At 74.6% G+C, this 13,250-nt stretch carries 12 protein-coding genes and 1 tRNA gene; 10 read left to right on the top strand and 3 right to left on the bottom strand.

The genetic code is table 11. From position 1 onward, the window contains the following. Positions 1-74 precede the first annotated feature (74 nt). Positions 75-2,792 (top strand): penicillin acylase family protein, encoded by a 2,718-nt coding sequence (locus ACFVFS_RS25845; RefSeq protein WP_380627081.1) that lies wholly within the window; start codon positions 75-77, stop codon positions 2,790-2,792. A gap of 69 nt (positions 2,793-2,861) precedes the next feature. On the opposite strand, the gene ACFVFS_RS25850 is transcribed toward ACFVFS_RS25845, so the two are convergent. Beyond that, entirely contained in the window at positions 2,862-3,437 is a 576-nt protein-coding gene (locus ACFVFS_RS25850; RefSeq protein WP_380627119.1) for a 5-formyltetrahydrofolate cyclo-ligase, read from the bottom strand. 119 nt (positions 3,438-3,556) lie between these two features. On the opposite strand from ACFVFS_RS25850, the gene ACFVFS_RS25855 reads away from it, so the two are divergent. The 8 genes from ACFVFS_RS25855 to ACFVFS_RS25890 all read left to right on the top strand — a co-directional run bounded on the left by ACFVFS_RS25855 (position 3,557) and on the right by ACFVFS_RS25890 (position 9,996). After that, positions 3,557-4,525, top strand: a complete 969-nt coding sequence (locus ACFVFS_RS25855) for a GGDEF domain-containing protein (protein WP_380627082.1) — start codon at positions 3,557-3,559, stop codon at positions 4,523-4,525. A gap of 13 nt (positions 4,526-4,538) precedes the next feature. Beyond that, the gene (gene galU, locus ACFVFS_RS25860; RefSeq protein ID WP_380627083.1) at positions 4,539-5,459 is read left to right on the top strand and encodes a UTP--glucose-1-phosphate uridylyltransferase GalU; all 921 of its coding nucleotides are present in this window, start codon (positions 4,539-4,541) and stop codon (positions 5,457-5,459) included. A gap of 26 nt (positions 5,460-5,485) precedes the next feature. After that, positions 5,486-6,841, top strand: coding sequence for a gephyrin-like molybdotransferase Glp (gene glp, locus ACFVFS_RS25865; protein WP_380627084.1), 1,356 nt, complete (start codon positions 5,486-5,488; stop codon positions 6,839-6,841). Positions 6,842-7,028: 187 nt separating this feature from the next. Then, a complete protein-coding gene (gene moaC, locus ACFVFS_RS25870; RefSeq protein WP_380627120.1) occupies positions 7,029-7,481 on the top strand; it encodes a cyclic pyranopterin monophosphate synthase MoaC in 453 nt (150 codons plus the stop codon). Then, positions 7,478-7,981, top strand: a complete 504-nt coding sequence (locus tag ACFVFS_RS25875; RefSeq protein ID WP_380627085.1) for a molybdenum cofactor biosynthesis protein B — start codon at positions 7,478-7,480, stop codon at positions 7,979-7,981. Before moaC ends, ACFVFS_RS25875 begins: the two co-directional genes overlap by 4 nt. Further along, positions 7,978-8,604, top strand: coding sequence for a GNAT family N-acetyltransferase (locus ACFVFS_RS25880; protein WP_376093628.1), 627 nt, complete (start codon positions 7,978-7,980; stop codon positions 8,602-8,604). The genes ACFVFS_RS25875 and ACFVFS_RS25880 overlap by 4 nt, the downstream gene beginning before the upstream one ends. 150 nt (positions 8,605-8,754) lie before the next feature. Beyond that, positions 8,755-9,810 carry a hypothetical protein gene (locus ACFVFS_RS25885; protein ID WP_380627086.1) on the top strand — a complete coding sequence of 352 codons (1,056 nt, stop codon included), beginning with the start codon at positions 8,755-8,757 and terminating at the stop codon, positions 9,808-9,810. A 112-nt stretch (positions 9,811-9,922) separates the two neighbouring features. Beyond that, positions 9,923-9,996: transfer RNA gene (locus ACFVFS_RS25890), tRNA-Ala, on the top strand. A gap of 188 nt (positions 9,997-10,184) precedes the next feature. Here the strand turns inward: ACFVFS_RS25890 and ACFVFS_RS25895 are convergent. Next, positions 10,185-11,057, bottom strand: a complete 873-nt coding sequence (locus ACFVFS_RS25895; RefSeq protein ID WP_380627087.1) for a peptidase — start codon at positions 11,055-11,057, stop codon at positions 10,185-10,187. A 2-nt stretch (positions 11,058-11,059) separates the two neighbouring features. Next, a complete protein-coding gene (locus ACFVFS_RS25900; protein WP_380627088.1) occupies positions 11,060-12,379 on the bottom strand; it encodes a VWA domain-containing protein in 1,320 nt (439 codons plus the stop codon). Between the two features lie 288 nt (positions 12,380-12,667). Here ACFVFS_RS25900 and ACFVFS_RS25905 point away from each other — a divergent pair, with 288 nt between their 5' ends. Beyond that, positions 12,668-13,177: a DUF1269 domain-containing protein gene (locus tag ACFVFS_RS25905; RefSeq protein WP_380627089.1), complete on the top strand. Its 510-nt coding sequence runs from the start codon at positions 12,668-12,670 to the stop codon at positions 13,175-13,177. Positions 13,178-13,250 lie beyond the last annotated feature (73 nt).

The raw sequence follows: 13,250 nt of genomic DNA on the forward strand, positions 1-13,250 counted from the left end.
AATGTGGTGCCCTGTCACGGCTCCGTGCTCTCGACATGTCCGCCCGCCCCCCAGTGAGGACCGCAAGGACCCAGATGCCCCGCTCCAAGAAGTTCCGGCGCGCCCGTCTGATCGTGATCGTGCTGGTCGTCCTGCTGGTGGCCGGCGCCGGCTACGGCGGCTACCGGGGGGTGGCCGCGGTCCGTGCGTCCTTCCCGGAGGTCGACGGCAGCATCAAGCTGGCGGGCCTGAGCGCGCCGGTCGACGTCAAGCGCGACGCCAACGGCATCCCGCAGCTCTACGCCGACACCTCCGAGGACCTCTTCCGCGCCCAGGGCTACGTCCAGGCCCAGGACCGCTTCTGGGAGATGGACGTCCGGCGGCACATCACCGCGGGCCGGCTCTCCGAGATGTTCGGCGACGGCCAGGTCGACACCGACGCCATGATCCGCACCATGGGCTGGCGCCAGATCGCGCAGAAGGAGTTCGACACCGTCCTGAGCGCCGACACCAAGAAGTACCTCCAGGCCTACGCGGACGGCGTCAACGCCTGGCTCGCCGAGCACCCGGGCGGCTCCTCCGCCTCGCTGGAGTACAGCCTGCTCGGCGTCGTCAACGGCGACTACACGCCGGAGCAGTGGACCCCGGTCGACTCGGTGGCCTGGCTCAAGGCGATGGCCTGGGACCTCTCCGGGAACCTCCAGGAGGAGATCGACCGCTCGCTGCTCGCCCAGGACTTCAGCCGGGAGAAGATCGACGAGCTGTACCCGGACTACCCGTACGCCCGCAACGGCACGATCGTGAAGACCGGCGCCGTCAACGGCACCGCCTACAAGCCGGCCGAGGGCACCGCCCCGGCCGCCGGAACCGGCACCGGAACCGCCCAGGGCGCCGCCGCCACCAAGGCGCTGCTCAAGGACGTCACCGACCGGATCGACGCGCTGCCCGAGCTGCTCGGCCGCAACGGCCAGGGCATCGGCTCCAACTCCTGGGTGGTCGCCGGCAGCCACACCACCACCGGCAAGCCGCTGCTGGCCAACGACCCGCACCTCGGCCCGGGCCTGCCCTCGGTCTGGTACCAGATGGGCCTGCACTGCCGGACCGCCTCGCCGACCTGCCAGTACGACGTCTCCGGCTTCACCTTCGCCGGGATGCCCGGTGTGATCATCGGCCACAACAAGGACATCGCCTGGGGCCTCACCAACCTCGGCGCCGACGTCACCGACCTCTTCCTGGAGAAGGTGACCGGCCCCGAGACCTACCTGGTGGACGGCAAGGAGGAGAGGTTCGAGCTCCGCAAGGAGACCATCAAGGTCGCCGGCGGCGAGGACCGCACCATCACCGTGCGCACCACGAGGACCGGCGCCCCGCTGATCTCCGACCCGAGCACCGAGCAGCAGAACGTCGGCAAGTACGCGCCCAACGGCGACTCCGCCCCGGACCGCGGCACCGGCGGCTACGGCGTCGCCCTGCAGTGGACCGCGCTGATCCCGGGCAAGACCATGGACGCGATCTTCTCGCTCGACCGCGCCAAGGGCTGGGAGGACTTCCAGAAGGCCGCCGCGGACTTCGCCGTCCCGGCCCAGAACCTCATCTACGCCGACGCCAAGAACATCGGCTACCAGGCCCCCGGGTACATCCCGGTGCGCGGCAAGGGCAACGGGCGCTACCCGGCGCCGGGCTGGGACTCCGCCTACCAGTGGAAGAAGGACCCGGTCCCGTTCAGCGCCCTGCCGTGGAGCCTCAACCCCGCGAGCGGCTACATCGTCACCGCCAACCAGGCCGTGGTCGACCCCTCGTACAAGTACGCGCTGACCGAGGACTGGGAGTACGGCACCCGGGCCAAGGAGATCACCGACCAGATCGAGGCCCGGCTGAAGAACAACGGCAAGATCTCGCCGGACGACATGCAGGAGATGCAGCTCGACAACACCAGCATCCTGGCCAAGACGCTGGTCCCGATGCTGCTCAAGGTCCAGATCGACGACCCCTACGTGCGCGAGGCCCAGGACCTGCTGAAGGACTGGAACTACCACCAGGACGCCGACTCGGCCGCCGCCGCCTACTACAACGGCGTCTGGCGCCAGCTGCTCACCCTCGCCTTCGGCCAGAAGTTCCCGGCCGACCTGCGGGCGAAGGACAACTGCCTGCTGGTCCGCGAGCAGGCCGACCCGACCAAGCCGGACAGCAAGTCGCGGATCGTCACCGAGTGCGGCACCCGCGACCCGGGCCGGGCGCAGCCGGACGGCGGCGACCGCTGGAACGAGGTGGTCCGGCAGCAGCTGGAGAAGCCCGACAGCAGCTGGTGGACGTACATCGACTCCCAGCACAAGGAGCAGAAGGGCCTGGACAACCTGCTGCGCGAGGCGATGACCAACGCCCGCCAGGAGCTCACCTCGCTGCTCACCAAGGACATCACCACCTGGAGCTGGGGCCGGCTGCACAAGCTGGAGCTGCGCGAGCGCACCATCGGCTCGGACGACTCCTCGATCGCCTCGGGCGCCGTCCGCAAGCTGCTCAACCGCGGCCCGTACCGCCTCTCCGGCGGTTCGGCGGCGGTCGACGCGGCGGGCTGGAACGCGGCCGCCGGGTACCAGGTCGACTGGATCCCGTCGATGCGGATGGTGATCGACCTGAACGACCTCGACGCCTCCCGCTGGATCAACGTCGGCGGCGCCTCGGGCCACGCCTTCCACGAGAACTACAACGACCAGACCGACCTCTGGCTCAAGGGCAGGCTGCTGACCTGGTCCTACTCACCGGACGCGGTCGAGAAGGCGACCAAGCACAAGCTGACGCTGACCAACGGCTGACGCCGCCCGGCCCCGACGGCCCCGCGCCCGGACCTCCGGGTGCGGGGCCGTCGGCGTCCTCCCCGGCCCTCACCCCAGCCGGTGGGTGCCCGAGGGGGTCAGCGCGAGGTCCACCGGCCGGTCGTGCGGCTCCGCCGGCACCCGCTCCAGCAGCTCGTGCTCGTACAGCAGCACCGCCAGCACCGGCCGGGCCCCGGACCGCTCCAGCCGGGCCAGCACCCGGTCGTACGAGCCGCCGCCGCGCCCCAGCCGCAGGCCCCGGGCGTCCACCGCCAGCCCCGGCAGCAGCACCAGGCCCGCCTCGGTCACCGCCTGCGGCCCGAGCCGGTCGCCGACCGGCTCCAGCAGCCCGCGCCCGGCCGGGGCCAGCGCCCGCGGGCCCGCGTACGGGGCCCAGTCCAGGTCGTTGTCCGGCAGCAGCACCGGCAGCAGCACCCGCACCCCGCGCGCCCGCAGCGCGTCCAGCAGCGGACGGGTGCCCGGCTCGGCGCCCACCGAGACGTACGCCGCCACCGTGGCCGCCGCGGCCGCCAGCTCCCCGGCGTGCCCGGCCAGCGCCTCGGCCGCCCGCTCCCGCTCCTCGGGGGACAGCGCCCGCCGCTCGGACAGCAGCCGTGTCCTCAGCGCGCTCTTCTCGTTGTGCATGGGATCGTCCACCGCTCCTCCACCGCTCGACCTCGACCGTTCCGACCCACGACCGCTCTGGGTCCCCGACGCCGCGCGACCGGGACGCCCAGAGCCTGCCACGCGGAAGGCGCCCCCCGATGTCCACCCCGCTGCTGGTCCAGGCCCTGGCCGTGCTGAGCGCCCCCGCGCTGGCCGGTGCCGCCGCCCTCGGCTGCCGACTGCGGCTCGGCTCGACCCGTGCGGAGCGGCGCGAGTCCGCCCTGCGCGAGCGCCTCGCCGGGCTGGAGTCCCGCTGCGCCGAGCTGGAGCGCACCGCCTCCTGCGACCCGGTCACCGGCGTCTGGAACTACCGGCACCTCCAGCTCACCCTGGAGCGGGAGATCGACCGGGCCCGCCGGGCCGAGCAGCACGGGCAGCACGGGCAGCCGGACGGGCCGCGCCCGCTGGCCGTCCTGCTGCTGGAGATCAGCGGGTTCGACGCGGTGGTCGCCGAGCACGGCCGGGCCCGGGCCGGGACGGTGCTGCGCGACCTCGCCCAGCGGCTCGGCATGGAGATCCGCCGCTCCGACACCCTCGGCCGGTACAGCGGGGAGGAGTTCCTGGTGGTGCTGCCGGACACCGGCGCCGAGGGCGCGGCCCAGGTCGCCGACCGGCTGGTCTGGTCGGTCCGCCGCCACCTGCTGCTGGACTGGTCCTCCGGGGACCGGGAGGGCCGGCGCCCGTACGGCAACGGGCTCACGGCCGCGGCCGGCCTGGCCGTGCTGCCCGAGGACGGCGCGCACGCCGCGGTACTGCTGCGGGCCGCCGACCGGGCCCTCGCGGCGGCCCGCGCGGAGGGCGGCGACTGCTGGCGCCCGGCCGGGTCCGCGGCCCTTCCCGGGGACGGTCCGACGGCCGCCCCCGCGGGCGTTCCCGCGCGCTCGGCGGGCGGCTCCGCTGCCGACCGTGACCGTTCGGAAAAGCCGGGTAGTCTGTCGCCCTGTGTCGGAGGGGACCCCCTCACCCCGCCCGCCACGTCCCCTATGCCTGCCATCTCGGCCGGATCCGGCGACGTGCTGCCCAAGCATCGGTCAAGTGCGCCCGGTCAGGCGAAATACGTGCCTTAGTAAGGTAAAACGCATGACGACGACGAACTCCCGTACCCCGGTCACCAAGGCAGTGGTCCCCGCGGCCGGTCTGGGTACCCGATTCCTGCCGGCCACCAAGGCGACTCCGAAGGAGATGCTGCCCGTCGTCGACAAGCCGGCGATCCAGTACGTCGTCGAGGAGGCGGCCTCGGCCGGCCTGTCCGACATACTGATGGTCACCGGCCGCAACAAGCGCGCGCTGGAGGACCACTTCGACCGCGCCTACGAGCTGGAGGAGCTGCTCGCCCGCAAGGGCGACCAGGACCGCCTGCGCCGGGTCCGCGAGTCCGTCGACCTCGCCAACATGCACTACGTCCGCCAGGGCGACCCGAAGGGCCTCGGCCACGCCGTCTCGGTCGCCGAGCAGCACGTCGCCGGCCAGCCCTTCGCCGTCCTCCTCGGCGACGACCTGATCGACCCGCGCGACCCGCTGCTGTCCCGCATGATCGAGGTCCAGCAGGAGCTCGGCGGCTCGGTCGTCGCCCTGATGGAGGTCGACCCCTCCCAGATCCACCTGTACGGCTGCGCCGCCGTCAAGCCGAACGGCTTCGGCGAGGACGTCTTCCAGGTGACCGACCTGGTCGAGAAGCCGGAGACCGCCGAGGCCCCGTCGAACTACGCCGTCATCGGCCGCTACGTGCTCGACCCGTCGGTCTTCGACGTGCTGCGCGAGACCGAGCCGGGCCGCGGCGGCGAGATCCAGCTCACCGACGCCCTGCGCGAGCTGACCAACCGCCCCGCCGACACCGGCGGCCAGGTCCACGGCGTGCTGTTCAAGGGCCGCCGCTACGACACCGGCGACCGCGCGGACTACCTGCGCGCCATCGTCCGGCTGGCCTCCGAGCGCGAGGACCTCGGCCCGGACTTCCGCAGCTGGCTGCGCGAGTTCGTCGCCTCCGAGCTGCAGGACTGACACACCGACAGAGAGCGAGTGCGCCGATGACCGGGTCCGCGGAGAGCGGTACCACCCCCGCAGCCTGCTGCGACGACTCCGCGGACCCGGTCGCGGCCGCCCGCCCCGGCACCCGGCCGGACGGTCTGTGGACCGTGGACGAGCACCTCGCCGACGTCCTGGCCGCCGTCGGCCCGCTGCCCGCGATCGAGCTCCAGCTGCTCGACGCGCAGGGCTGCCGGCTGGCCGAGGACGTCCTCGCCGAGGGGGACCTGCCGCCCTTCGACAACAGCTCGATGGACGGCTACGCGCTGCGCACCGCCGACACCGTCGGCGCCGGCGCCGCCTACCCCTCGGTGCTCGCGGTGGTCGGCGACATCGCGGCCGGAGCCGAGGACCTCCCCAAGGTGGGCCCCGGCCAGGCCGCCCGGATCATGACCGGCGCGCCCGTCCCGCCCGGCGCCCAGGCCGTCGCCCCGGTCGAGTGGACCGACGGCGGCACCGGCACCGGCCGCCCCGCCGACGCGATGACCGCCCCGGTCGAGGGCGAGGAGGTCCGGGTGCTGCGCCCGGTCGCCGAGGGCGCCCACATCCGCCGCCGCGGCAGCGACGTCGCCGCCGGCACCCGGGTGCTGACCGCCGGCACCCGGCTCGGCCCCGCCCAGCTCGGCCTGCTCGCCGCGATCGGCCGGGCCACCGCCACCGTCCGCCCGCGCCCGCGGGTCGTGGTGCTCTCCACCGGCAGCGAGCTGGTCCAGCCCGGCGAGCCGGTCGGGCCCGGGCGGATCACCGACTCCAACAGCTTCACCCTCACCGCCGCCGCCCTGGACGCCGGCGCGATCGCCTACCGGGTCGGCGGCGTCCCCGACGACGCGGCCCGGCTGCGCGCCGTGCTGGAGGACCAGCTCGGCCGGGCCGACCTGATCGTCACCAGCGGCGGCGTCAGCGTCGGCGCGTACGACGTGGTCAAGGAGGTCTTCGCCGAGTACGGCGGGGTCGACTTCCGGCGGCTGCGGATGCAGCCCGGCAAGCCGCAGGGCTTCGGCCGGATCGGGCCCGGGGCGGGCGTGCCGCTGATGGCGCTGCCCGGCAACCCGGTCAGCGCGTACATCTCCTTCGAGCTGTTCGTCCGCCCGGTGATCCGCGCGATGCTCGGCGCCGAGGACGTCCACCGCCCGGTGGTCCGGGCGCACTGCCCGGTGGCGCTGCGCTCGCCGGCCGGACGCCGGCAGTTCCTGCGCGGCCGGTACTCCGCGCGGGACGGCCTGGTCGAGCCGGTCGGCGGCGCGGGCTCGCACCTGGTCGGCGCGCTGGCCCGGGCGGACTGCCTGATCACCGTGCCCGAGGACGTCACCGAGCTGCCCGCCGGCAGCGAGGTGGACGTGGTGCTGCTCGGCGGCTGAGCACCGGCCGCCCGGACGAACTCCCGCCCGGGGCGGGCCGTCTCACCGAAGCGGCCCGTCCCACGCCCGGGCCGGACCGGGGGGTACGGTAGCGCGGTATTCGACCTGCGCGCCCCTGGAGCCACCCGTGACCACCTCGCCCCCCGGCGACCGCCTCACCCACGTCGACGAGCAGGGCGCGGCCCGGATGGTCGACGTCTCCGAGAAGGCGGTGACGGCCCGGACCGCCGTCGCGGCCGGCCGGGTCCGGGTCTCCCCGCGGGTGGTGGAGCTGCTGCGCGGCGAGGGCCTGCCCAAGGGCGACGCGCTGGCCGTGGCCCGGATCGCCGGGATCATGGGCGCCAAGCGGACCCCCGAGCTGATCCCGCTCTGCCACCCGATCGCGGTCTCCGGCGTCGAGGTCGAGCTGACCGTCGGCGACGACGCGGTGGAGATCACCGCCACCGTGCGGACCGCGGACCGTACGGGCGTCGAGATGGAGGCGCTGACCGCCGTCGCGGTGGCCGGGCTGACCGTGATCGACATGGTCAAGGCGGTCGACAAGGGCGCCGCCATCGAGTCCGTCCGGGTGCTCGCCAAGACCGGCGGCAAGAGCGGCGACTGGACCGCCCCGGCGGCGGCCCCCGGGGCGTCCGCATGAGGGCGCTCGCGGTCACCGTCTCCAACCGCGCCTCGGCCGGGGTCTACGCCGACAGGGGCGGTCCGCTGCTGGCCGAGGGCCTGCGGGCGATGGGCTTCACGGTCGACGGCCCCCGGGTCGTCCCGGACGGCGAACCGGTCGAGGCGGCGCTGCGCGAGGCGGTGGCGGCCGGCTACGACGTGGTGCTGACCACCGGCGGCACCGGGATCTCGCCGACCGACCTCACCCCCGAGATGACCGCCAGGGTCCTGGAGCGGGAGATCCCCGGCATCCCCGAGGCGATCCGCGCGTACGGGCGGGAGAAGGTGCCGACCGCCGCGCTCTCCCGCGGGCTGGCCGGCGTCGCCGGACGTACCCTGGTCGTCAACCTGCCGGGCTCGACCGGCGGCGTCAGGGACGGCCTGGCCGTGCTGGCCCCGCTGCTCGCCCACGCCGTCGACCAGCTCGGGGGCGGGGACCACCCCCGGCCCGACGCACCAGCTTCCGGGAGCGCGCACTGAACGCCGGCTGGCCGGTAGAACTCCACGAGGGGGACGTCGTGCTGCGCCCGATCCGGGCCCGCGACCAGCGCGAGTGGCAGGAGGTCAGCCGCCGCAACCGGGACTGGCTGCGGCGCTGGGAGGCCACCGTGCCGCCCGGCCCGGCGGGCCTCGCGGCGGGCCCGCGCCCGACCTACCGGCAGATGGTGCGCTACCTGCGCGGCGAGGCCTCGGCCGGCCGGATGCTGCCCTTCGTGGTGCTGTACCGGGGCCGCCTGGTCGGGCAGTTGACCGTCGGCGGGATCACCTGGGGCTCGATGTGCTCGGCCAACGTCGGGTACTGGATCGACGAGGGGGTGGCCGGGCGGGGCATCATGCCGACCGCCGTGGCGCTCTCGGTGGACCACTGTTTCGCGACCCTGGGCCTGCACCGGATCGAGGTGTGCATCCGGCCGGAGAACGGCCCGAGCCGCCGGGTGGTGGAAAAGCTCGGCTTCCGCTCGGAGGGAATGCGGCCGCGCTATCTGCACATCGACGGCGACTGGCGGGACCACCTGGTGTTCGCGCTCACCTCCGAGGAGGTTCCCGAGGGGATGCTGGAGCGCTGGCGTTCCCTCAGCTCGGGCCGCCGTCCGAGAAATTGAATACATGTTCGAATGAAATATCGATATGGCATCGGCGTGGCGACGGACGGGCACAAATACCGGCAAAATAGTCGGAGAATCAGCTTGATCACACGACACGCCGCACCAAATTGCTACCGGCCCTTCCTCCACGCCCGTACGGTGTGAATCGTGAGCAGTAGCGGCCTTATCTACGCCGTCATCGTAGGGGCCTGGGCCGCCTATCTGGTGCCGATGTGGCTCCGCAGGCAGGACGAGCTCAACGAGGCGCGCCCGACGGAACGCTTCAGCACCGCCATCCGCCTGCTGGCCGGGCGTTCGGCGCTGGAGCGGCGGGCGTCCCGGGCCCTGGGTGACGAACCGCGTGACGACGAGCAGACCGAGGACGGCCCTCCCGAACGGGACGGGGCCGCCTCCGGCGACCCCGCCCCCGGCGGGCCGGAAGCGGCGCCGGGCGGCCCCGCCGACGTGCCGGCGGCCCCCCGCCCGGCCGTCCGGGCCGAGGCGCGGCCGGAACCCGCGGGCGGCGGCCCCGAGCGCAGGGCGAGGCTGCTGGCCCGCCGGCGCCGGATGGTCACCGTCCTCTTCCTGGCCTTCGCGCTGGGCGCGGTGGTCGCGGCGGTGGCCGGGCTGGCCTTCCTCTGGGTGCCCGCGCTCCCGGCCGTCCTGCTCACCCTCTACATCGGCCACCTGCGCCGGCTGGAGCGTCAGCGGTACGCGGTGAAGCTGGACCGGGTCCGCGCCGCCCAGGCCGCCGAGCGGCTGCGCAAGCGCGAGCAGCAGCGTGCCGCGGCCGGCCGGGAGAAGGCCGCCGCCGAGTCCGCGCCCGCTCCGGCCGCCGCCGAGCCGGCGGCCGGAGCGCCCGCCGGGCGCGGCCGACCGCACCTGCGGCTCGCCACCGAGGCCGACGCGGCCCGGGCGGCCTCCGCGGGCACCGCCCCGGCCTCCTCCGCCTCGGCCGTGGCGGAGGCCACCGAGCACGAGGAGTGGGTCGACGGCATGCGGGAGCGCGGTGCGGCCGGCCCGGACTCCTGGGAGCCGGTGCCCGTCCCGCTGCCGACCTATGTGACGGCCCCGGTGGCCCCCCGGGTCAACCGCGGTCTCGACCTGTCGGCCCCCGGCACCTGGACCGCCGGGCGCCCGGCCGAGCCGCGGCGCACCCCGCTCTTCGACCAGTACGCCGAGCCCCCCGCTCCGGAACCGCGGCCCCGCGCCGCCAACGAGTAGCGTCGAGGCCCCCTCCCCGGGGGCCTCTTCGCTGCCCGGGGCCGCCCCCGCGCTCCCCACCAGGGGGGTGGTCACGGACCCCCTCCGAAAGGTGCTAGAGTTTCTTCTCGTTGGGGCTGTGGCGCAGTCCGGTAGCGCACCTCGTTCGCATCGAGGGGGTCAGGGGTTCGAATCCCCTCAGCTCCACCCAACGGAAGTCCCGCCCGATCGGTTGATCGGGCGGGACTTCCGCGTTGTGGGGGTGCGTCGGCCGACGGGCGGTCAGCCGGGGTGGTGCGGGGGCGCTCCGAGGGGCCTGTGAGGCGGATCACGTGCGGGAACGGCCGAGGGCCGGTCCGGAGCGCGCTCCGGACCGGCCCTCGGGGTCGGACGGGTCAGGGCTGGCCGGAGCCCGCGTACGGGCCGGGCTGCGGGGCGCCGGACTGCGGCGGGACGGCGCCGTAGCGGGCCGGACGGCGGCCGCGCGGGTGCCGGGTGAGGGTGTAGCCCGCGACGCCCGCCAGGGCGGCCAGGACGCCGCCGGCCAGGGTCCAGAACCAGCGGCCGTTCCAGCCGGAGAACCAGCCGGTGTACCAGTGCTCCTCGGGCTCCTCCGGGGCCGCCGCCTTGGCGGTCGCGGCGCCGCCGCCGGCCGGCGGGACCAGCGGGGCCTTGAGCTCGCCGCCCTCCGGCTGGGCGTTGTCGGCGTCGCCCTTGGCGGCCACCCGCAGCTGCACCGAGGCGGCCAGGCCGAGGTCGGGCTGCGGGGCGTCGGGGACCGAGAGCCGGACGTAGTAGCTGCCCGGCAGCGGGTCGCCGGACCACGGCTCGGCCCAGGAGCGGACCTCGCGCAGGGTGCAGCTGAGCGTCAGCGTGCCGGTGGCCTGATCGGCGGTGGCGTTCTGGACGCCGTCGGTGCAGGCCTGGCGGCGGCGCAGGCCGTCGAACAGCTCGACGCTCCAGGTCTGCGGACCGTGCCGGTCGGCGGACGGGGCGAGGGTGACGGTCAGGTCCACCCGGGCGGTCTGGCCCTCGGCCGCGCCGAACGCCCAGTACAGGTAGTCGCCGGTGGAGACGGCGACCGCGGCCTCCTGGCCGGGGGCCAGGTTGACGGCGGTCAGGAAGGAGGTGCCGGCCTTGTTGGCCGGGGCCGGGGTGCCGCTCGCGCTCGGCGAGGGCGAGGCGGCGGTGGCGGCCGGGGCCGTCAGGGCGAGCGCGGGGAACAGGGCCAGCGCGGCCGCGGCGGTGCGGAGGAAGGTCGTACGCATGGTCAGTTCTCCTGCCAGACAGCGATGCGCCAGCGCGCGATCCAGCCGAACAGCAGACCGGTCACCAGGCCGGCCAGGGTCAGCACGAGCAGCAGGATCCAGCCGCGGCCCAGACCCATCGCCGGGCCGTCCGGGGCGGGGGAGGCGGCGGTCAGGTCGACCGTCAGCTCCAGCGGCAGGCCGGGGTCGGCCGCGACGCCGGCCTGCGGGGCCAGCGAGTTGGAGACCACCAGGCAGACGGTGGTCTCCGGCTTTCCGCTCGGGGAGGCCGAGGCGGTCGCGGTGGCGGTGTGGCCCTTGGAGCCGTCGGAGGACCAGCGCAGGCCGGTGGAGACCACGTCGGTGCGGCCGCTGCCGGCGTCGGTGCCGCGGACCAGCTCCTGGCCCGCGGTGCTGGTGGCCTGGAGCAGGACGCCGTAGTCGCGGGCCACCGCGCGGTCCGGGGAGACGCTGACCGAGGCGCGCAGCTCCTGGCCGGACTTGACCGCCACCCGGTAGACGCGGTGCTCGGAGAACTTCTCGCGGTCGCTGTAGACGCCCGGGGTGAGGACCGGCGCGGTCTCGCAGGCGTCGGTGCCGGCGGTCTTGACCGGGGTGACCGCGTAGGTGTCGTTGGACCGGTCGACCAGCTGCTTCACCTTCTCGGTGAGCTGCTCCTGGGTGCGTACGTCGGTGTAGGTGCCGCCGGTGGCGTTGGCGATGCAGAGCAGCTGCTGGCGGGTCTTGTCGTCGTGCGCCAGGCCCAGGGTGTCGACCACCAGGTGGATGCCCTGGGAGGCGAGCTCGCGGGCGACGTCGCACGGGTCGGGCGGGGTGCAGGTGTCCTCGCCGTCGGTGATCAGCACCACCCGGCGGGTGGTCTCGCCCTTGCCGAGGTCCTGGGCGGCGCCGCGCAGCGCCAGGCCGATCGGGGTGAAGCCGGTCGGCCGCAGGGTCGCGACCGCGGTCTTGGCCTCGGTCTTGTTGGTCTTCCCGACCGGGAAGAGCTGCTTGGTGTCCAGGCAGCCCTGGGCCTTGTCGGCGCCCGGGTAGTTGGCGCCCAGCGTCCGGATGCCGAACTCGGTCTCGGCCGGAAGGGCGTCGATGACGTCGTTCAGGGACTGCTGGGCCACCGCGATGCGGGTCTTGCCCTGGATGTCGGCCTCGCGCATGGAGCCGCTGACATCCAGTACGAGGTCGACCCGGGGGGCCTCCTTGCCGGCCGCGCCGGCTGATGGTTCGTCGGCATGGGCGGGCAGGCCGCTGAGCAGCGCCCCGCCCGTTATCGCCAGGGCGGCCAGCAGGCTGCCGAGCCTGGCCTTCGGTCGTCGTCCATTCATCACCCGCCCGATCCTAGGGATCATCAGTTCCCCGTGGCCAACGTGCGCTGGTGCGCGAACGGGCCCGCTCCGGCGCGAACTCGCGGGCGCTGGTGGGCGATCGGGGCGCGGGTGCACCGGGGTGCGCCGGTCGCGTGGACCGCTGGTGACGGAGCCTCGGGCAATCCGGGACACACCGGGTGAAAAGTCGATGGACGGGGATGTGCTCGTTAGGGTGACGAGCGGGGCGAGGGCACCGGTGCGCCGGTCCCCGCCCCGGCCGGCACGTCCGTTCGAGGGAAGGACCCGTACGTGAGCAACCTCTTCGCGATCGCCTATCCGGATCTGGCCACCGCCAGGGCGGTGCGCGACGAAGCGGTCGGCCTGCAGAAGCAGCGGCTGATCGAGCTGGAGGACGCGGTCGTCGTCGAGCGTCGCGCGGACGGGAAGATCAAGCTGCACCAGCAGGTCAGCACCACCGGGGCCGGGGCCGCCTCGGGCGCCGTCTGGGGCGGGGTGATCGGCCTGCTGTTCTTCATGCCGATCCTCGGTGCGGCGGTCGGCGGCGCGGCCGGGGCCGCGGTCGGCGCCACCACCGACATCGGCGTGGACGACGACTTCATGCGCCAGGTCGGGCAGCACCTCCAGCCGGGCACCGCCGCGGTGTTCCTGCTGGTCCGCAGGGCCACCGCGGACAAGGTCGTCCCGGCGCTGGCCCGCCACGGCGGACGGATCATCCAGACCTCGCTCTCCGCCGAGGCCGAGGCCGACCTCAGGGCGACCGTCGAGGCCGCCCGGTCGCACGCCGCCCCGGTCGCCTGATCCCCGGTCGCGCCCCCGTTCGCCCCGCTCCGCCCGGCCCCCGGATCCCGCCGGAGCGGCCGCTCACGCCGGG

It is taken from the genome of Kitasatospora sp. NPDC057692, assembly GCF_042799475.1.
In the GTDB taxonomy this organism is placed as follows: Bacteria; Actinomycetota; Actinomycetes; order Streptomycetales; family Streptomycetaceae; genus Kitasatospora.

What these genes read in the sequence shown, in the direction of transcription:
- ACFVFS_RS25845 (WP_380627081.1), top strand. Translation starts at nt 75, where the DNA reads ATGCCCCGCTCCAAGAAGTTCCGGCGCGCCCGTCTGATCGTGATCGTG.
- ACFVFS_RS25850 (WP_380627119.1), bottom strand. Translation starts at nt 3,437, where the DNA reads ATGCACAACGAGAAGAGCGCGCTGAGGACACGGCTGCTGTCCGAGCGG.
- ACFVFS_RS25855 (WP_380627082.1), top strand. Translation starts at nt 3,557, where the DNA reads ATGTCCACCCCGCTGCTGGTCCAGGCCCTGGCCGTGCTGAGCGCCCCC.
- galU (WP_380627083.1), top strand. Translation starts at nt 4,539, where the DNA reads ATGACGACGACGAACTCCCGTACCCCGGTCACCAAGGCAGTGGTCCCC.
- glp (WP_380627084.1), top strand. Translation starts at nt 5,486, where the DNA reads ATGACCGGGTCCGCGGAGAGCGGTACCACCCCCGCAGCCTGCTGCGAC.
- moaC (WP_380627120.1), top strand. Translation starts at nt 7,029, where the DNA reads ATGGTCGACGTCTCCGAGAAGGCGGTGACGGCCCGGACCGCCGTCGCG.
- ACFVFS_RS25875 (WP_380627085.1), top strand. Translation starts at nt 7,478, where the DNA reads ATGAGGGCGCTCGCGGTCACCGTCTCCAACCGCGCCTCGGCCGGGGTC.
- ACFVFS_RS25895 (WP_380627087.1), bottom strand. Translation starts at nt 11,057, where the DNA reads ATGCGTACGACCTTCCTCCGCACCGCCGCGGCCGCGCTGGCCCTGTTC.